Annotated in this window: 14 protein-coding genes; 2 read left to right on the forward strand and 12 right to left on the reverse strand. The window is 51.7% G+C overall.

Annotated features, from left to right (window positions below; genetic code table 11):
* Positions 1-14: 14 nt before the first annotated feature.
* The 4 genes from dxs to GL2_RS09640 all read right to left on the reverse strand — a co-directional run bounded on the left by dxs (position 15) and on the right by GL2_RS09640 (position 4,742).
* Positions 15-1,931, reverse strand: coding sequence for a 1-deoxy-D-xylulose-5-phosphate synthase (gene dxs / locus GL2_RS09625; RefSeq protein WP_143730448.1), 1,917 nt, complete (start codon positions 1,929-1,931; stop codon positions 15-17).
* A gap of 94 nt (positions 1,932-2,025) precedes the next feature.
* Positions 2,026-2,934, reverse strand: coding sequence for a polyprenyl synthetase family protein (locus tag GL2_RS09630; RefSeq protein WP_143730449.1), 909 nt, complete (start codon positions 2,932-2,934; stop codon positions 2,026-2,028).
* Positions 2,935-3,186 carry an exodeoxyribonuclease VII small subunit gene (locus GL2_RS09635; protein WP_143730450.1) on the reverse strand — a complete coding sequence of 84 codons (252 nt, stop codon included), beginning with the start codon at positions 3,184-3,186 and terminating at the stop codon, positions 2,935-2,937. It lies immediately after the preceding gene.
* 83 nt (positions 3,187-3,269) lie between these two features.
* Positions 3,270-4,742 carry a PQQ-dependent sugar dehydrogenase gene (locus tag GL2_RS09640; RefSeq protein ID WP_143730451.1) on the reverse strand — a complete coding sequence of 491 codons (1,473 nt, stop codon included), beginning with the start codon at positions 4,740-4,742 and terminating at the stop codon, positions 3,270-3,272.
* Between the two features lie 833 nt (positions 4,743-5,575).
* Between GL2_RS09640 and GL2_RS09645 the strand changes: the two genes are divergently transcribed.
* Positions 5,576-6,145 carry an HNH endonuclease gene (locus GL2_RS09645; protein ID WP_143730452.1) on the forward strand — a complete coding sequence of 190 codons (570 nt, stop codon included), beginning with the start codon at positions 5,576-5,578 and terminating at the stop codon, positions 6,143-6,145.
* Positions 6,146-6,226: 81 nt separating this feature from the next.
* Here GL2_RS09645 and GL2_RS09650 read toward each other — a convergent pair whose 3' ends face one another.
* The 6 genes from GL2_RS09650 to GL2_RS09675 form a co-directional block, all read right to left on the reverse strand.
* The gene (locus tag GL2_RS09650) at positions 6,227-7,237 is read right to left on the reverse strand and encodes a D-alanine--D-alanine ligase (protein ID WP_143730453.1); all 1,011 of its coding nucleotides are present in this window, start codon (positions 7,235-7,237) and stop codon (positions 6,227-6,229) included.
* Between the two features lie 4 nt (positions 7,238-7,241).
* Entirely contained in the window at positions 7,242-8,147 is a 906-nt protein-coding gene (gene mepA / locus GL2_RS09655) for a penicillin-insensitive murein endopeptidase (protein ID WP_143730454.1), read from the reverse strand.
* A 76-nt stretch (positions 8,148-8,223) separates the two neighbouring features.
* Positions 8,224-9,297 carry a histidinol-phosphate transaminase gene (gene hisC, locus GL2_RS09660; RefSeq protein ID WP_143730455.1) on the reverse strand — a complete coding sequence of 358 codons (1,074 nt, stop codon included), beginning with the start codon at positions 9,295-9,297 and terminating at the stop codon, positions 8,224-8,226.
* Positions 9,294-10,337 carry an FHA domain-containing protein gene (locus GL2_RS09665; protein WP_143730456.1) on the reverse strand — a complete coding sequence of 348 codons (1,044 nt, stop codon included), beginning with the start codon at positions 10,335-10,337 and terminating at the stop codon, positions 9,294-9,296. Before GL2_RS09665 ends, hisC begins: the two co-directional genes overlap by 4 nt.
* Positions 10,328-11,626: a S1C family serine protease gene (locus GL2_RS09670; protein ID WP_143730457.1), complete on the reverse strand. Its 1,299-nt coding sequence runs from the start codon at positions 11,624-11,626 to the stop codon at positions 10,328-10,330. Before GL2_RS09670 ends, GL2_RS09665 begins: the two co-directional genes overlap by 10 nt.
* A gap of 124 nt (positions 11,627-11,750) precedes the next feature.
* A complete protein-coding gene (locus GL2_RS09675) occupies positions 11,751-13,532 on the reverse strand; it encodes a PLP-dependent aspartate aminotransferase family protein (RefSeq protein ID WP_143730458.1) in 1,782 nt (593 codons plus the stop codon).
* A 543-nt stretch (positions 13,533-14,075) separates the two neighbouring features.
* Between GL2_RS09675 and GL2_RS09680 the strand changes: the two genes are divergently transcribed.
* The gene (locus GL2_RS09680) at positions 14,076-14,558 is read left to right on the forward strand and encodes a hypothetical protein (RefSeq protein WP_143730459.1); all 483 of its coding nucleotides are present in this window, start codon (positions 14,076-14,078) and stop codon (positions 14,556-14,558) included.
* A 2-nt stretch (positions 14,559-14,560) separates the two neighbouring features.
* Here the strand turns inward: GL2_RS09680 and GL2_RS09685 are convergent, their stop codons facing one another.
* Complete coding sequence (locus GL2_RS09685) at positions 14,561-17,128, reverse strand: serine/threonine-protein kinase (protein WP_143730460.1); 2,568 nt, start codon at positions 17,126-17,128, stop codon at positions 14,561-14,563.
* 639 nt (positions 17,129-17,767) lie between these two features.
* Positions 17,768-18,742, reverse strand: a complete 975-nt coding sequence (locus GL2_RS09690; RefSeq protein WP_232053811.1) for an FHA domain-containing protein — start codon at positions 18,740-18,742, stop codon at positions 17,768-17,770.
* Positions 18,743-19,073 lie beyond the last annotated feature (331 nt).

Genomic DNA, 19,073 nt, shown 5'->3' on the forward strand with positions numbered 1-19,073 from the left:
CTGGACCGGCCCGTTTAATTGGCCGCTGCAGTGCGACCCTCGAAATTATGTGGGTTTAGCAGCTGCATGCGGCGGTGTATCTGCTCTTCAATACCGGCGGCATCAAGGCCGATCCCTGCGAGCAGATCCTTGTGTTTGCCGTGCTCAATAATCTGGTCAGGCAGGCCTAACTGCAATACAGGCATGGTCCTGGCCGTAGCGTTGAGATACTCCAGTACTGCACTGCCGGCACCGCCGGCGATGGTGTTCTCTTCAAGAGTCACCAGTAGCTGGTGGCTATCGGCCAGTTCATCAATTAATGCTTCGTCCAATGGTTTTACCCAGCGCATATCCGCTACGGTGGCACCGAGGCGCTCAGCTGCGGCCATGGCTGGAGCGAGCATGGTGCCAAAATTCAAAATTGCTACGCTGCTACCCTCGCGTAGTAAGCGGCCCTTGCCGATGGGGAGTTCACGCATTTCTTCTTCGGTCGCGGTGCCCAGGCCGGTACCTCGTGGGTAACGCACAGCCGCGGGACCATTGTGTCGGTAGGCGGTATACAGCAGCTGGCGGCACTCGTTCTCGTCGCTGGGCGCGGCAATAGCGAGGTAGGGAAGGCAGCGCATAAAGGTCAGGTCGAAGCTGCCTGCGTGTGTCGGGCCGTCTTCGCCCACGAGGCCGGCGCGGTCAATGGCGAAGGTGACATCCAGGTTTTGGATGGCAACATCGTGCACCATTTGATCGTAACCACGCTGCAGGAAGGTGGAGTAAATAGCCACTACAGGCTTTTGTCCCTCGCAGGCGAGGCCTGCGGCCAGGGTCACGGCGTGCTGCTCGGCAATGGCTACATCGTGGAAGCGCTCCGGGAAGCGTTTGGAAAACTCCACCATACCTGAGCCCTCGCACATGGCGGGAGTGATGCCGATCAGTCGTTCGTCCCGAGCCGCGGTGTCGCACAGCCACTGGCCAAAGATATCCTGGTATTTGGGCAGCTTCTTCCTGCCCGGTACCGCAACCTGGACTTTGCTCTCGGGCTCCAGTTTATTTAGCGCGTGGTAGCCCACCGGATCGGCCTCTGCTGGGCCAAAGCCCTTGCCCTTGGTGGTGGCGATATGCAGTAACTGGGGACCGGGCTGGCTGCGCAGGTTGCGCAGAGTGTGCACCAGGTCGTGCATGTTGTGGCCGTCCAGCGGCCCCACATAATTGAAGCCCAGCTCCTCAAACAGGGTGCCGGGGGTGATCATGCCTTTGACATGTTCTTCAGTGCGTCGTGCCAGCTGCCAGGCTTTGGGAATCGCTGACAGTATCTTGCGGCTGCCCTCGCGCATATTAAGGTAGGTTTTACTGGCCAGGATTTTGGCGAAATAAGTGGCCAGGCCGCCGACATTTTTGGAGATCGACATACTGTTGTCATTGAGAACAACCAACATATCCCGACCGGTATGAGCTGCGTGATTGAGCGCTTCAAAAGCCATGCCTGCGGTCATGGCTCCGTCGCCGATAACCGCGACTACTTTACGTTCATCAGGAGAGCCCAATGCCATCCCCAGGGCGGCGCCGATGGATGTGCTCGAATGGCCCACCCCAAAGGTGTCATACGGGCTCTCACTGCGCTTGGGAAAGCCGGACAGGCCGCCTTGCTGGCGCATGGTCAGCATCTGCTCGCGGCGACCGGTTAGGATCTTATGAGGGTAGGTTTGGTGGCCCACATCCCACACCAAGCGATCTTCCGGAGTATTGTAGATGTAGTGCAGGGCGATGGTCAGTTCCACCACACCTAGGCCAGCGCCGAAATGACCGCCGCTCTGGCCGACACAGTACAACAGGTACTCGCGCAGCTGGCTGGCAAGTTCGGGCAATTGGCGTTCATCGAGGGTGCGCAGTTGGGCCGGCTCGTCGATGGAGTCGAGCAGCGGCGTATGCGGACGTGTGCGTGGAATTTCTTCGAGCATCAATCGTATCAATGGCTACAGATAATGATAGTGAGGGGGATTGTATGCCCGTGACGGGCATAATGCATCCCAAAGGCGGGACAGTTGCCTCGATTCAGTGACTGCGCTGGACGATATAATCAGCCAGCTGTCGCAGCAACAAGGTGTCACCTGGCAGAGTGGCTAGGGCATCTAACGCCTGTTTGTGCAGGCCCCGCAGCTTTTCCCGTGCGCCGTCAACGCCCAGGAGGGAGACATAAGTGGGCTTGTTCAATAGGGCATCTGCACCCTGGGTCTTGCCCAATACTTCTGTATCCGCAGTGATGTCGAGGATATCGTCTTGAACCTGGAAGGCGAGGCCAATGGCCTGGGCATAGTGAGTCGTTGCCTGTAATTCAGCAATGCCGGCGCCGCCGAGCAGAGCGCCCATTCGCGCGCTGGCGCAGATCAAGGCGCCGGTCTTCAGCCGGTGCATGGGCTCAAGTTGCTCCAGGGTGAGCGTTTTATCCACAGAGCTCAGGTCGATAGCCTGGCCTGAGACCATACCCCGGCTACCAGATGCTGCGGCTAATTCCTGTAAAAGCTGTAACTTGAGCGAAAGCTCGGTTTGGTCGGCCAGCAGCAGTTCAAACGCTAGAGTCTGTAGTGCATCGCCGGCGAGAATAGCGGTGGCTTCATCGAAGGCGATATGACAAGTGGGACGCCCCCGGCGCAGGGCATCGTCATCCATCGCCGGCAGGTCGTCGTGGACCAGGGAATAGGCATGGATGCATTCCAGGGCTGCTGCGGTTGCATCACACTTGGCCAGATCAAAATCGACACCATGGAAGACTTGGGCGCAGGCATATACCAGTGCTGGGCGAAGGCGCTTACCCGGCCCCAGTGCGGCATAGCGCATGGCCTCAAAGAGTTTTTCCGCACTGGGAACAGGGTGCTCAAGAGCTTTCCGGATTCGAGCCTCAACCCGTGTGGCTGAATCTTGCAGAAAGGTCCGCAGCGCAGGGGAAGGGGTTGTGCTACTCACTCAGGTATCGCCTGCAGAGTCGTCGGCGTCGAACGGTAACTCGCGAATGTTGCCGCTCTCTTCCATCAGCAGTTTGACCTTCTGCTCGGCACTAGCCAGTTTTTTCTGGCATTCACGGGTGAGTTTTACTCCGCGCTCAAAGTCTGCCAGGGCTTCTTCGAGAGGCAGGTCTCCCGCCTCCAGACGTTCTACCAGTTCTTCCAGGGCCTGCAGGCTCTCTTCAAAAGTTGCCGATTTTTTCTTTGCCGCCATAGCATCGCCTCATAATTGCGGGGCAACCTTAGCCGCTGGCGCGGCAAGGGTCAATTAGAGGGGACTGATTCCTCCCCCTAAGGTTACCTGAGGGCCTCAAGAGATAGCAGGTAATGGGCCAGGGCCTTTTTCTGCTGATCGCTAAAGTCGTATTTCGGCATAGGAGGTGTTGGCGCATCGAAGTAGTTTGCCAGAGAATCCAGAGAGTATTTTTTGTTCAGGTCTCTTAAGGGCACCTGCTGCTGATGGCAGTGGGCACAATCGTGACTCTGGTAGAGTGTTTTCCCCTCCCGAACGGCGTCGGAATCTATGGCCGGTGGCTTTTTTTCAACGTTATTGGCGACCCTGGTTGGGAGGACAGTCGGAGTGCTTGGCACATTGCTGGGAGATAGTTGATATATCGCACCTGCATAGTCGTCTGAGATATAAATTTTTCCCTGGTTGTCTTCGGCTATAGCGACGGGTCGGCCGGAAACCTCGGTGCGGTCTTCACTGAGGAAGCCCCATAGGAAGTCCCTTTCGGAGATATTTCCGCTTTCATCCCAGTGTAGGGAAACTACTTTGTAGCCATCCTTAACGCTGCGATTCCATGAACCATGCAGGGCTACCAGGGCTGCCCCGCGGTAGTTTTTAAGCTGCTCCGGGCTGCGTAGAAAACGAATGCCCAGTGGTGCATTGTGTGCGGCGAACTCGTGGACTGGTGCCACTGAAGCCGCGATCATCTCTTTTACCGTTGGGTTCTCATCGTCAATAAAATCGGGATCGGGCACTCTGTCGCCATAGGCGTAGGGCCAGCCATAGAAATTATCTGGCCGGATCAGGTTGAGTTCATCTGGAGGAAGGTTGTCGCCGAGCCAGTCTCGCCCATTGTCTGTGGCATAGAGTCCGCCATCTTTTGGAGACCAGTCGAAGCCAACGCTGTTACGCAGGCCTGTGGCAAGAATCTTAAAGTTACTGCCATCGGGACGCATACGCATGATCGTGGCCCGTCGCGGGTCTTTCTCGATACAGACATTGCAGCTGGAGCCACTGCTCAGATAAAGCCAGCCATCGGGACCCATCTCGATGGTTTTTGTCCAGTGGCCACTGTCCTCCAAATTTTCGAGAATTCTCTGGTAACTTCCAGCCAGGCGGCCATCGGAATGATCGAGGGGTACACGACCGACAGCGTTACCCTCTGCGATATAGAGCCAATTCTCATGCAGCGCGAGGCCATGGGGGCGGTTTAGGTTGTCAATCAATACACGCTGATTATCCGCTTGCCCATCCCCATTACGATCGGGAGATAAGAGGGATATCTGCCCTTTCTTTGGCTGGGATACGAGAATATCGCCAGAACGGGTGATTGCGAGCCATCGCGCGCCGGGGACATTTTCTGCAAAAAGCTGGAGCCGGTAACCCTGAGCGGCTTTTATCCCACTCATCACCTGTTGCTCGGTTGTTTTTACTCCTCCAAAAAGCTGGCGCCAGGGAACACTCACTCCCGATGCAACCGCCGATAAGGCGCCTGAAACCACGGCGACCAAGATAAGCAAAAAAATTAGCGTATATTTCAACAGTATCTTCCCTAATTAGATTGAACTTGAAATAAAGGTGTTTATAGTTGCGTCGCTCACTCACCGACCTTTGTTTTACCACAGGGTTCCTACCTGGTCCTCCCCTCCTTTGTGAAGGAAATATTTCACTTTGTGAGATATGTCTTACACAAAATTCAGCAGATTGCCCCTACTTTTTTCTCGCTTGATGTCCATAATTAACTGGCAGGGACGCACAAGGGACTGCACCTCTGCGGCAAAGGATAAATGGATTGCGCCGCTCGCCCTAAGGATATGGGCACCATCCTGTGAGACGCACCGCCCGGGCCGGATTGCCTGGGCGGTGTTTTAATTGCCCTGCCAAGTTTTTTCCTTCCTGTTATTCAATATAAATCTATTATTGGCTTTCCAAGTTTATAATTTCCAGTTTTCTGGGCTCTGCTTCATAGGACCAATTTTCCATCGGTTGAATTCATAGCTGTCTGGAATTTGTAATATTTATCCGCTTTAATGATGATAGGCCAGCCATTATTGCTCGGGCTGGCGGAGGGTGGCGCATTCAGTAATTTCCTAGCAGCAGTGCCCGTTTTCCCCCAGGCATTTTCACGCCTTTGGGGTACTGTCTTCTCATCGTTGAAATTTCCGGCAGGCTATTCCGCTTTTCCCGCCGTAAGTCCTTTTTCACTGGTACTGAAGCTCTTCTTAAAGATCGAATCCCACCCCAAACTTCTCTATCCGACTTATCGGGATTGTCCGCATGCAACCTGCCAATATTCAAAATTTTATATTTTGATGGTTGTAGCGACAGTCGATATGAGTCAAGTTTTTCCGTTCGATTGCGGGGAGGCGAGGTAATGCAAGCACGAATTTTACGCCTGAATCTGGCGGGCCAGCCATTGGAATGGCTCACATGGCAGGAGGCCTCCTGCCTGTATGTGCGCGACTTAGTTACTTGGTCCCTGGGGGGGATTGTGCAGCGAGTGCGTGGTGGGTTTAATCACAGCGGCAAGCGCTCCACCCTGGACCTGGCGGCAATCATTGCCTGTGGTGGCGCTCGTATGGCGCGTCCGCGCAGTCGACCACCATTAACAAATCGAGCGCTTTTTTTTCGCGATACGCATACCTGCCTTTATTGTGGCAATCCCTTCAAGTCTATCGATCTTACCCGCGACCATGTTATGCCGGTGTCCAAAGGGGGCAAGGACTCCTGGGAAAATGTGGTGACTGCCTGTCGGCGTTGTAACCAGCACAAAGGCAATTATTTATTGGAAGATATCGATATGGAATTGCTGGCCTTACCATTTTGTCCGAATGCGGCAGAATACCTGGCGTTGATTAACAGTGAACGGATTCGAGGCGATCAGATGGAATTTCTTCGCGGCCAGTTTTCCCGGCGCAGGCAACTGGGATGGTTACATCATTGAGGGGCGGCTGAAAAATAAAAAAGGGACTTATTGTCCCTTTTTTATTTTGTGCTGTTGTATAGGCGGCAACACTTTTCCTAATTATTGGGCTTGAGCTGAATCAGATACGGCAGAGCGTATTAGGCCCGTTAGGTATTCGGTAAAATCGTGGCCGTAATTCTCCATCATTTTGGGGAACATGGAGTTTGGAGTCATCCCAGGGAAAGTATTGACTTCGTTGAGGTACAGTTCACCAGTATCGGTCAGGAAAAAATCAATACGGGATAAATCTTTTAGTTTCAAAGCCTTAAAAGTAAGCACCGAAACTTGCTCGATCCATTCCAGCTGCTCCTCACTCAGTCCTTCTGCTTCAATAAACGTCTCGGCGCGGCTGCCCGAGGCATACTTTTCTTTGTAGGTGTAGAAAGTGTCCGATGGTGCGCGGACCTCACCGGGGCGAGTTGCGATTAACTCCTCCTCAAAGGTATAAACTGCTACTTCCAGCTCGCGGGCGTTCAGGGCCTTTTCCACCAGAACGTAGGGTGAGAGGGTAAAGGCTTTCTTAACCGCATCTATCAGTTCTTCTTTTCGTGTGACTTTGAAGCAACCAACCGAAGAGCCCTGATTTGAGGCTTTGATAAATACTGCTTCCCACTCCTCCAAGGCTGCATGAGCTTTATCCAACTCTTCCTCTTCCAGGCTGTGCAGGAACAGGTAGGGAGTGTTATTGATCCCCAGGGCACTCAGCCACATTTTAGTTTTGATTTTGTTAAAGCAGGTTTTGCTCGCTTCAGGTGCGGACCCAAAGTAAGGGATTCCGAACATCTCCAACTGGGATTGCAGGTCACCGGTTTCACCGGGGTAGCCGTGGATTGCGGGGATTACATAGTCCACACTCCAGGCGTTACCTTGTTCATCGCGTATCTTGCGATCGTAAAAGATATGGTAAACCCGGCCCTGTTTATCAGTAAGGCAGCCACTCGCATCCATCTCAACTCGCTTTAAGGAGATGTCTTCAGCTTGGGCCAGTTGCTCTTCAATAAAGTCAGCGGTTCGCAGGGACACTTCGTGCTCGCTGCCGCCACCGCCGCAGATAAGCAAGGTGTTGATCATAGAATTATTCCGTCGTGGTGCCAGTAGGTGGGGCCAGTAAGACCTGCTGACATTGCTGTGGCATCGTCTTTGGTTTGGGCTTTGTCGGCTTTGTCTTGGTGCCGTTTAGTATTGCGTAGAATTCTTCACTAAACCACCAGTCCAGGTCGTTGCCACAAGGCGCGGTGCGCACTGGCGCCTGGGGTTTGCAGTTGCTACTTCCCTCGGGGCAGGTTAGGCGCACATGGAAATGGTAATTGTGTCCCCACCAAGGGCGTACTTTGCGCAGCCACTCGTTATCTATGCCTGAAATTTCACATAGCTGGCGTTTGATGGTGGGGTGGACAAAGATACGTTCCACTCGCTGGTCCTCCGCAGCCATGCGCAGGATTTTGGGGACCCGTTCGTCCCAGTTTTCCTTTATCAAGCGATGCTGGCGCGCATCTGCCAGCGGAATGGCGGAGATATTGTCGCGCTCCCATTGGGTTAGGGGACGCTCTGCAGCGCGCCGGTCCTGGGAATACCAGATATCCACATCCAGGCCCGTTTGGTGGCTGCTGTGTCCACCGCTGCCAAAGGGTCCACCTCGGGCCATGGACATATCGCCTATCTGTATTCTACCCAGGTCATTCTGCGCCACGCTCTGTGAGAAGTCCTTCAGGAATGCGATGGTATTTGGGTGGGCAAAGTGGCGTTCTCGGCCCGTGCGCACCAACTGGTAACCCTCACCGCGCAGGGGGAGGGTTTTCCCCCCGGCGAGACAGCCATTGGTATAGGTACCGATACTGGAGGCAGCCTGGGCACTGGGTTTTTCAGCCTGCTCCCAAGGGTTGGCCAGTGCAATGCCACTGAGCGCCATAGAAGCGATTGCCAGGGAGTGGGCAATCAATTTAGGGAGTTTGATTGTGAGGTACTCAGATGGAAGGTACATAGTTCCCAAGTTACCGGTAAGTCATTGTGGTCGGGCCGCAGCTGTGCGGACCCGACGAGTATAGACAGGTAGCCTGCTAGCTCTGTGACGCAAGTATCTCTTTACAGTTCCGTATGAGTTGGTCCATTTCCTCATCGGTACCGATAGAGATCCGCAGATATTCATTGATACGGGGTTTGCTGAAGTAGCGCACCAGGATACCTTGTTCGCGCAGAGCCAGGTATAGGGCCTCAGCCCCGGGTGCCGGCGGCTTTGTCAGAATGAAATTTGCTTTGGATGGCACCACTTGGAAGCCCAGCTTCTGTAATGCCTGTTCGCTGCGTTGGCGCGTAGCAATCACCTTGCCGCAGTTATCTGCATGCCAGGCGCTATCACGGATAGCGGCAGTTGCGACTTGCTGGGCGATGGCGTCTATGGGATAGGAATTGAACGAGTTCTTGGCGCGCAAAAGCCCTTCAATCAGATGCTCCTGCCCCATTGCGAAACCGAGTCGCAAACCCGCCAAGGCGTAGGATTTGGATAGAGTGTGGATGACCAATAGATTTGGGTAGCGCTCAATCAACTGGGTAGCGCTCTCCCCACCAAAGTCGATATAGGCTTCGTCGATAATCACCACGCGCTCTGGATGCAAGCCAAGCAGTTCTTCGATTTTATCGAGAGATAGGCAACGCCCAGTTGGAGCATTGGGGTTGGGTACAATGATGCCACCGGCATTACCAGCAAAATCTTCCACCGCGATGGCGAAGTCATTGCGTAACGGAATAGTGCGGAATTCAATATCAAAAAGCTGGCAGTAAACCGGGTAAAAGCTGTAGGTAATATCGGGATACAGCAAAGGCTCGCTACGCCGGAAAAAGCTGTAAAAGCTCAGGGCCAGGACCTCATCGGAACCATTGCCCACAAAAACCTGTCGGTTATTAAGATTGTAACGCTCAGCGATGGCTTCGCGCAGTTCACAGGACTCTGGGTCCGGGTAGCGGCGCAAGGCATCGGCGAAATCACCCTGGGCTAAAAGGGAAAGAGCTTCAGGTGAAGCCGGGTATGGGTTTTCGTTGGTGTTGAGCTTGACCAGGGTTTGACTATTGGGTTGCTCACCGGGGGTATAGGGCTCCAGCTTTTCCAACCCTGGGCTCCAAAATAGTTTACTCATTGCTCAACCTCTACATTGTCGCCAATGTCTTCAGCAGCGGCGTTTTGTCCCTTCTCTGTTTCTGACTTGTTTTTCTTGATGGGTATATCAAACAGTGCCGGTGAGCTGGCGATAAACTCTTGCATCGGCACTGGCTTACGCAGCAGCATATTATCGTATTTGAGTTCGGTGGAAATTTCCGGGGCTTCGCTGAAGTCATCGAGCTTGCCGACGCTTTCAACCAGGCTGAGGCCTAAAAAGCCGATAGGCAACACCAGTGCCACTGCCCAGCGCCAGCCACGTCTAAGATTAGTAGCCAAATAGCAGGCACACCAAAGCATGGCTGGCAATATGATTGCGAGTACCAGAAAATCCAGCGCCTCCATCAAATCGCCAATGGCAAAGTTATAGTTGAGTACCCCACTAAACCACTCCCAAACCGTATAAGTAAGGGCGCCGATTGCGGCGATAGACAGATGGGCAAAAAAATGAGTCTCGTGCTTTACCACCCGACCAATAAAAGCCCAGGCACCGGCATAGATCGCAAGCCCGATCGTGGCGCTGGCTAATATATTAACAGCAAGTGTCCATTCGTAGCTGCGCGCATAACCGAGATAACTGAGGAGCACTGTGGAGCAGGCCACTGCCAATACCAATAAAATGGCGTTGAGTGGACGGGACAAGCCCGAGAAAAAACTTTCCAGGGAGTGCAGCGGAGTGGCTTCCGGGACTGCGTCATCACAATTGAACAGGCGCAGCCTGGATTTCCCGAACTGTACCAGATCCCCGGAGGCGATCTGGTGTGAGGAAATTTCGCCAGGCTTAACTGATTTGTCCTGCAGATTACCCAGCAGCTGACTGCCGTTGATGGAATTCAAGTCGTGTAAGATGTAGTTGCCGTCTTCATCCCGGTGTATTTCCGCATGGCGGCCATCGGCGTGCATATCTTCAAGGATGGCATCGTTATTGTAAGCGCGACCCAGGGTGAATTTGTCTCCGTCCATACGGTAACGCACTTGTACCCGGTGGGCACGGTTGAGTTCTTCAATAATCAGTGCCATTGGATCTCGCTTGTGAACTTCTCGGTAAAGGCGTCGGCGGACTCCTGGGTGAAACCGGAGAGGGTAAAGTGGCTGACCAGTGCTCGGTTTTTCTGGTCAACACTGAGACTCAGGAAGAATATGTCATACAAATCGGGGAAGTCTTTATAGCGACGCACGCAATAACTGGTGCGCGCAATCAGGGGCTTCTTGCTACGGTCTGGTTTTGATATTGGGCCATTGCCAGTGCGAGGTTGTGAGGTGAAGCCCTGGCGGCAGCGGAAGTTGGTTACGTCCTCTTCACCGGCACTGTTGCCAGGATAAAAAGTGCTCATCTGCTGCTCATATTCCGCATAAAAACGTGCGGGCAACAAGTCATCTGCCTCAAGCCAGAAAAATTCATACTCCACCCTGCCGGTGTTGAATTCGTCGGAAAGGAAAATAACATCCTGCCCGGTGCAGCCCTTATCGATACGTTTGATGGGACTCTCGTCATCATCCTGGGTATTACCCCAGCACTTGATTGCCGGCACGATTTCTCCCACCACCATAGCTTCGCCAAGGGCGCGGCGTTTCCAGTCAGCCTGCAGGATGGAATCAATTATCCGCTGCTGGTTATCGATCAGTTGCTGGTAGGTAACCGCCTTGAGATCCAGGGCCTCATCCCGTTTATGGAAGTGTTTCAGCAACGTGGAGAGCTTATCTACGGGCACCAGGAAACTTACCTGATTGCCGGCAGTGGCCACGTTGATGCCTACTACCTGGCCGCGGGTATTGATTGCCGGGCCGCCACTCATTCCGGGGTTGATGGAGCCGGAGAAATGGATGCGATCGTAAAAACTGCCGCCGGCAATACCATTGTAAGTGCCTGGGATCAAGGTCATCCCCAGATCCAGGGGGTTGCCGAGGGAAATGACTGTCTCACCTTTCTTGGGAGTGTCAGTGGCAAGCTGCAGGTACTCCGCGCCGGGTTTGTCCTGCCGTAGCAGGGCCAGGTCGTTTACCACATCAATATCCAGGAGCTCGAGGGTGCCTTTGGTGCCGTCGGTAGACAGGTATTCCAAGGTGTACTTTTCGGGATCACTGACTGCCTGTGCGACAACATGATAGTTGGTGGCCAGCAACCCATCGGCAGAGATCTGGAATCCAGAGCCGAGGCCGGCTTTGGAATTGGAAGATTTTTCGATCAGGCGAATTTGGTAGAGGCTGCCGCGGTAATCACTGTAAAGCTGCTCATAGCCCTGGGCGAGTGTCAGTGCGGATAGGCAGCAGAGCACCCAGGCCAGAAGGCATGCGGAAATTTTCGGCATTTTTTTTGATTAAATTATGGACAGAAACGTTGATACTACGGGATATAGGGTAGTGCAACAAGCGCGGCACAGCGGTAGTTACCGACTGTGCCGTTTTTAATTACCCTTTTCCGGCGTGTTCCCTTTACAAATAATCAGCAATTTTGGGTTGTGCTTCCATTACTTTTTGGTGGGACTGCATGTAGAAACGGGTGAAGAGTGCGTCGGCATCTTCCGGAGAAATAAAGCCCTCACTGAATCCTGGGCTGACCGGGTCCAAGTGCAGGCGTGCGCAATTAATCACATGGGCTGCCAGCTGGGCCATGTTTTCATCCCCTACGGAAATACGGATTGTAGTTGGGAATATACTCGCTGCTTCCATCGCTTCTGGAGAGAGCTCTGAGTGTGAAGTGAGGGCAGGGCAGAGCACCATGGTGTTGGTTTGTCCCAGGCTGACCATCTGTCCAAATGCAGGTTCCAGTGCGTCGAAGAAACTCTTGAATGCCGCAGTGGGAATCTGTGCCGCCTCCATATCAATACTGAATAGTGGTGTCGGGAACTGATAACGCATCAGGGATTCGCGCATCTTGGAGTTCGGGTGAGTTCCTACTGCATGGCTATTTACACGGATTTTACTGTGACTAGCGAAGAAGTGGCTGAGGCTCAATGTGTTGATGCACTTGGTGAGCATACGCATTTCCAGAGTGCGCATGCCGCAGTGCACCTCCCAGGCCTTGTCTGCATCCAGGAAGGCACCCTTGATGTAATACACATCCCAGAACATACACTGATCCCAGTTAAGCCCTTTCGCACTATCCCCCTTGGGAATAAACATGCGGTGGTTTTCTCCAATAACCACGCCCGCAGTGGCAGCGCCAGTGCCGCCAATATCTTTGGTATAGGAATGCACAACAAAGTCCGGGCGCTCCTCGCGATCCTCACGGCGCAATGGTTGGTACAGGAAGGGCGTGGCCAGGGTAGCATCCAGGCTGACCAGAATATTCTCCTGATGCGCTGCCTTACAAATAGCTGGCACATCCAGCATGATACCGTGGGGGTTACAGGGTGATTCAATATAGGTGTGGATCTTCGCCCCACCAGAAACAGCATCTGCATATTCCCGCTGAGTTTCATTTAGCAGCTTTTTAAATTCCTCCCCTCTGGTGCCGTCAAACCAAACCAGTTGAATTGCGAGCTTGTCTTTGCGCGCATAAAAGTCCTGGAGCAATTGGTGCACGCCACCGTAGATATTTCGCGAGACAATCAATATATCCTTATGGCGCAGCTGATTGGAAAGTAATGCATCAATGGCGGCCATGCCGGAATTGAAGTTCCAGGCCATATATTCGTTTGCCCTGGGGCCGCACTCCAGGTCCACAATGGCATTGGCCAGGGAAATGGAAGTGGGGTTAAGCAGTCGAGAATAGATATCATGGCTGGGCTCGCGGCCGCGGAAGGCGTCGTCTACCCACTCGGTGCAGGCATAGATATAAGTGGCCGTTCGCGCGATCACCGGCGTCGCAGAAAAAATCGCCGGAATATTATCGAACAGTGGATAACCGCCGCGGGTGGTGATATTAAAATCGTCTCCCTGTAGGCTTTGGAAAGTAGCCCGCAATGGGTTTTGTAAGGTGTCCAGCAATTTTGCCAGCTGGAAACTCATAAAGCGTTTGGCATTGAAATAGGCGATTTTATCTGACTTGTCCAAACGTTTCAGGGTTTCGGTCACCTGGCTCCAGAGCTGATTTAAATTGCCCTGCGCCTGATACAGGAGCGCTGCGGTTTGCTCAAGCAATCGGCCGTGTTCTGAGTCTGTATCAATACAAAAGTGCTGTAGCTGCTCCCGCGCCAGCTCTTCAATATTTGTGGCCTCGGTGGTGTTTCGGCGGGGAGAGAGAATTTTTACATCTTCAAGGTTCGCTTCCATCGTATCCTCATTAGAACATGCTTTTTGTTATTTCGTGACTCTAACAGTCTAAGTTGAGGGATAAAACAGCTGGCGTGTAATTCCTTGTAATTGGTCGTGATAGATCTGTAATTCGCAAATCCGTAAAGTGGCTCCCAGTTGAGGGGGTACGGGAGTTTGTGCAAGCAGTTTCCCCGCCACGGATAGGCAGCCCCCACAACATATTTCGGATGGATGATGGATTTAGTTTTCTCGCGCTGTCGGAGGCGCGGGGGATGGAAAGGATCAGCGTAAGCTGAACGGGTAAGCTGGAACCGACGGGTGTAGAGTCTTAGTTGGAACTTTTGGATGGGCTTGCCCGGGGCATGGATGCCAAATTTTGCTCTTGATAGTGTTGTTGTAACCGTCGATGGTTGGGACCATCATTTCGGGCCGGTAGATATATACTGCCGGCTTTTTTTCAAAACGAAACTAGTTATGATGACGCAGTCACAGACGTATCATACACAAGATAAAACGTCTTTTGGTGACATCAAATAACAAATGCTTACAAGGGGATGAACGATGAGCAATTGTGCCGATTTACCCGTACTGGAGTGCGAGGTACCTAAAGAGGGGTTGAAGCTGGATCTGGTTTTACGACCCCGTGAGCCGAAAGATGGAGAGTTACAATACTGGCCGTTGTTTAATGCCGCTAACCCTGAAGAGCATTTCGGCAATATGCGCTTTAAAATCCAAAAGGGCGGAGTTGCAACCCTTAATGTCACCTTGGATCTCTCCGAGGTGTCAGGGCGCGAGCTGGAGTTTGCCCGCTGCCATTTCCATAAGCTGGATGGCATTATTGCGCTTACGCCAGATTTTCGTCACCAGTTCCGTGCCCGAGCTAAAAGAGTGGAAGGTGAATACACCAAGCTGATTATCCGAATCAAGGACAAGGCAAAGATTCCCGATAATTTTTCCTTCCTGTGGATGTGTGTGGACCCAGAGACAGGCATGCACTTTGTTTCCGGTGATCCGGATGCAGTTATTGATCCAGGTGATATCTAATACTATAGACAAATCCCTGCGACGACCTCTTCGGAAGCTTGGGGTTGAGTACAGAGTGTTTTAAAAACTGGAAGCACAAACCACTCTGTACTCATGTCTTGGTGAAGAAGCTCTTCAATATAATAGTTGGCTGAACGCCACTCCCCTGAGAGGGTATAGATCAATGCTGCACTGTATTTAATATCAGTATCATCCGGGCTGGAAAGAAGGAGCTTGGTAATCAGTGCAATTGCCTCGGACTGTTGACCTAAATTGGCAAGCGCGATCGCACGAACCCTTAAGGCATTAGCGGCACTTTCTGTATCTTGGTTGGAAGATGTTAGTTGTACAATTTTGGCGTATTCGGCTTTGGCCAGCTCTGGTCGGTCAAGCATCAAAAATGCTTCTGCGATATTCGAGATCACCGTGAGGTTGTCGGGTGACTGGGTTAGAACTTCTTGGTAAAGCTCTAGAGCTTGATCGTACTTTCCCTGCAAGAAGTAAGCTGTGCTTAAATTATTCTTGGCACCCCAAGATCGAAATTCTTTTGGAATTGATGTTATAGCCTTTTCTGCATTATTTAGGTTACCGGTTTCTAGTTCGATAACGCCTTTTAGGGAATGGGCAGACCAATGCTCAGGAAAGCGGTTTATTAATTCTGATACCGTCTTTCTTGCGTTTTCATAATTACCCATAGCGGTCTGGTTCATAGCTATAAGATATAGGTTTCCAGCTGAAGGGTGTAAGGCAGTAGCCTCTTTTGCGTATGTTAAACCTTGCTGGTAATTACCTTGGGTAAATTGGAAACGAGCGAACTGGGCGAGTAGGTGAGCGGACGGGTGTCCCTTAGCTTGTAGTTCTTTTAATGTGGATTGGAAACCTATTTTGTTTCCACTAAAGGATTTGATAAGAAGTTTGGCTTCGAGAAGGTCTGCTTGGCTAATATATGTTTCTTCTGCGTTACGCAAAACTCCAAGGGCGTCAGTAAGTAACTTGTTATCATTGATAGTTAAGAATAGATCTGTTGCGGCCTCAGCATATAGCAAATACAAATTGATATTTTGAGGATAAGAAGCGATAAGTTCTTTCAATGTATCTAAATCAGATCGACTTACGGCTTCGCTGGTGGTGCTGTCAGCTTTAGTGAGAATTGTAAGATAGCGGTTATAGTCTTCCGCAATCATTCTCTTATATTCGCTAGGCTCACCCTGATAGTCTTTACCAAATAACTCGGTCGCATTGTTGGTAATAGTATATTGAGCCTCTTGGCGTTTATCCGTCAGAAAGACAAAGCTGGCTTGCTGCCTTACCTGGCTATCTCTGGGGTTAATCCTCTGTAGTTCAATACTGCAACGAACTTGCATACAATCCAGGCGGGCTTGTAATGCGTCGGTGATGCCTTGAGTGCGCAAGCGCCGCAGTTGCTTCTCAAGTGGCGCTCCCTTTTCTGGTGTGTAGGTAACCAAAGCGCTAGATTTTAGCTGTGAGGGGGTATTCATCAGGGCTTGCCGAACCATAGCAGTGACCAGGGTTTCAGCGTTTTCCTCGCCGCGTACTTTTCCGTGTAACTGTACGGGTAATACCGCAATATACTGTGGTGCTAATTGCATAAAGCTGTGCCAGCCCCAGAAGGCACCGACTCCAGCTAATGCTATTCCTGACAATGCCGCGAGCATTCGGCCACGTTTTTTTCGCGGTTTAACTAAGAGCTGAGTGACTGTTTCTGAATACTGTTGAGTACTAGTATCGATACCATACTGACGTACGAGAGTGAGAGCCTCAAATACCTGCTGTGCTGATTCTGGGCGCAGCTCCGGATTTTTCTCTAACAGCCGGTCTAACAAGGCTGCTAAAGGTTTGGGAATCTCTGGCCAGGATTGCTGTGGTGGAATGTGAGGCTTACTGGATATTTGCTGGGCAAAGGCCAGCGCATTCATACCGTCTCTTTCGAAAGGTTTTGAGCCACATAATAACTCATAAGCAATGCTACCAAAGCTAAATAAGTCGCTACGTGCATCCAGTTTTGCGCCTTGTAGTTGTTCGGGGGACATTGCCTGGATACTGCCGGCAATATGATCTTCCCGAGTCAGTTGTTGGTCGCAATCAAGAGTTTTGGCAATACCAAAGTCAGTAATCTTGGCTAAGCCATCATTGGTGACTAGGATGTTGTCTGGCTTGAGGTCCCTGTGAATAATGCCAAGGCAGTGAGCTTCGCTAAGTCCTTGGCAGATCTGCATTAGAAGATCCAGCTTTTGAGCCAAGGCCGCACTGTTCTCACGGAGCCACTCTTTGAGAGTGACGCCCTCCACTAGCTCCATCACTAGTGAAACGCTATCATCATCTTCGAGAACATCATACAGTCGTACGATATTAGGATGGTTCAGCCTGGCTAATAATTGAGCTTCACTACGAAAGCGGGCTTCAGCAGAGTTGCCTGTCATATCAGAGCGAAGTTGCTTGATAGCAACCTTACGCCCGAGCTTTACGTCCTCAGCAAGATAGACAACCCCCATACCGCCAGCACCAAGGGTGCGCTCTACCCTATAGCGGCCTTGGTATACCTCAGTTTTCTCCAGCGCAACTACGTCCATTGTATTTAGTTCTTTTCGGATGGATGGGGCATTCTACCTGATAGTACATTTTCGTGAAGCCATCTGTCTCCCTTCTGAAGGAAATGGTTCACGTTATTCCATATCTTTTGGCTTGAAGGGGCTGCTATGCAGTCTTTGACGAGCCTGCTTCTTGAAGTTGGGATTGGCAGCTAAATCGCCGAATCTAACTTGAGTAGAAATAGCTGGAATAAGCAGAAAATGTGAAACCAGGCTTGCCGCTATTCGTGTCGCGAAGCCTTAAGAATGTAGATTGACGGAGAACGACACATCGCTACTGGGTAGTTGAACCCGCTCCTGGCTGTTATTCCACATGGGCCCCAAGCATATTATGGTTAGTTTTTTATAGCGTTGTCGTTATCAGCGTGTGTAGTGGTCAACTGTTTCCGGACAGTAAGTTGAGTTTTCTTCAGCCTTTTCGGGCGGTATACCATAGTTGTGCTGATGTGGACGCTCTCTGTTATAGTAGGCCATTAGGTAGTGTGCTGGCCTAAGAATAGGCTGCACTACCATAGAAAGTCTTTCCAGGAACTCAGAGATTCAGTCTTGCTAGCTTCACTAAGTACCATTGAGTAAGAAAAAAAGAGATAGCTAGACCGGAGCATTTATCAAAATGCCAGTTTACGCTTCCTGCAGTTCCGCTTTCGCTTCCAATTGAGCGCCTTTATAAATCTCAAACTGGTGACAACCAATACGAATTTCCCAAGAGCGTCGTTCCACAAGGTTTGAAGTATCCACCGCATCAGGCAGAGACTCGGAAATCTGTTTGCGTGCGCGGAAGATCTGAGTGTTCAGGTGGTTGACTGTGATCCCTAGTTCGTGGGTGGCCACCTGAATGGAGACCCAGCCCTGGGAGTCCACATCCATACCGTTTTGCATGTCGCGAAAGCGGGCACGAGCAAGGTAAAGCAGCAGGTAGTTGTGAATCCGCGCGGGTAGGGATTGCTTCATTCCCTCACGCTGTAACTGCAGCTGTACATGCTCCTCATGAGAACTGACAGAGAAGCGCAGGCCGAAGTCGGTGATCGACAGCTGCTGCAGGGACAGCTCCTTTGTGGCGCCCTGGTTATCGGCCAGGAACAACTGCCAGCTGTTCAGGCCGCAGTCGATACGGTCGCCGTGGTGTACCAGTGTCTTGCTACCACCTTCGGCGGAGTTGCCAGTGAATTCATATTGCCACTGGGCCGTTACCGGGCTGAAGTGCAGGCTTGCCAGTGGTTCACTCTCATTCGGGAGTAGGTGGTATTGCTCCAGAGGTTGCGATTCACCAGTTTGCAGATCGATCAGCAGATTCTCGGGAGCATCGAGGTTCTCGACGATCCAGGCGGGGTTGTTTGCCCGGCCGAAACAGATTTTGTCACCAGTTTGCAGTGGATAACTTTTGGCGGGAACCAGTTGCTGGCTATTGAGCCAGGTACCATTGCGGCTGAGATCACGAATATTCCAGTGAGTGCCGGTCCATTGGATTGCCGAATGGATACCAGAAATTTCGGCGCTGGTAATGCGGGTGTCCACTGCGCCCTGGCGGCGGCCAATGGTGTGGTGCGCCATTAGATATACTGGTTGTTCCCTATCTGGATGCTGTAGGCAAGCCATCTTTCTGTCCTTTTTACTCTGGCAATAGTGTCAGAGCGTTTTCCTGCGAAACTGACATCTCCACACTTAAAACATGGTGAGCGCACTTACTCTATGGAGTAAGAGGAAACCTTGGGTAGCGAGGTTTTTCTCTTTTAGTGCTGTCTAAAAGCCGCGGTGAGCCAAGTAGGTCACTTGGTTAGCCATGGGTAATGGCAATGTGTTGGGCAGCTTTAAGAGTGTTGTAAATCGGTTCTAAGTGAGTGGTCACTATGGGTTTTCAAATGCTCTCAAGTTATCGCCCCATTTATACCGATCTAAGGAGCGATTGCAATGATTGATGCTAATTGCC

The sequence above is a fragment of the Microbulbifer sp. GL-2 genome (assembly GCF_007183175.1).
Taxonomy (GTDB): domain Bacteria; phylum Pseudomonadota; class Gammaproteobacteria; order Pseudomonadales; family Cellvibrionaceae; genus Microbulbifer.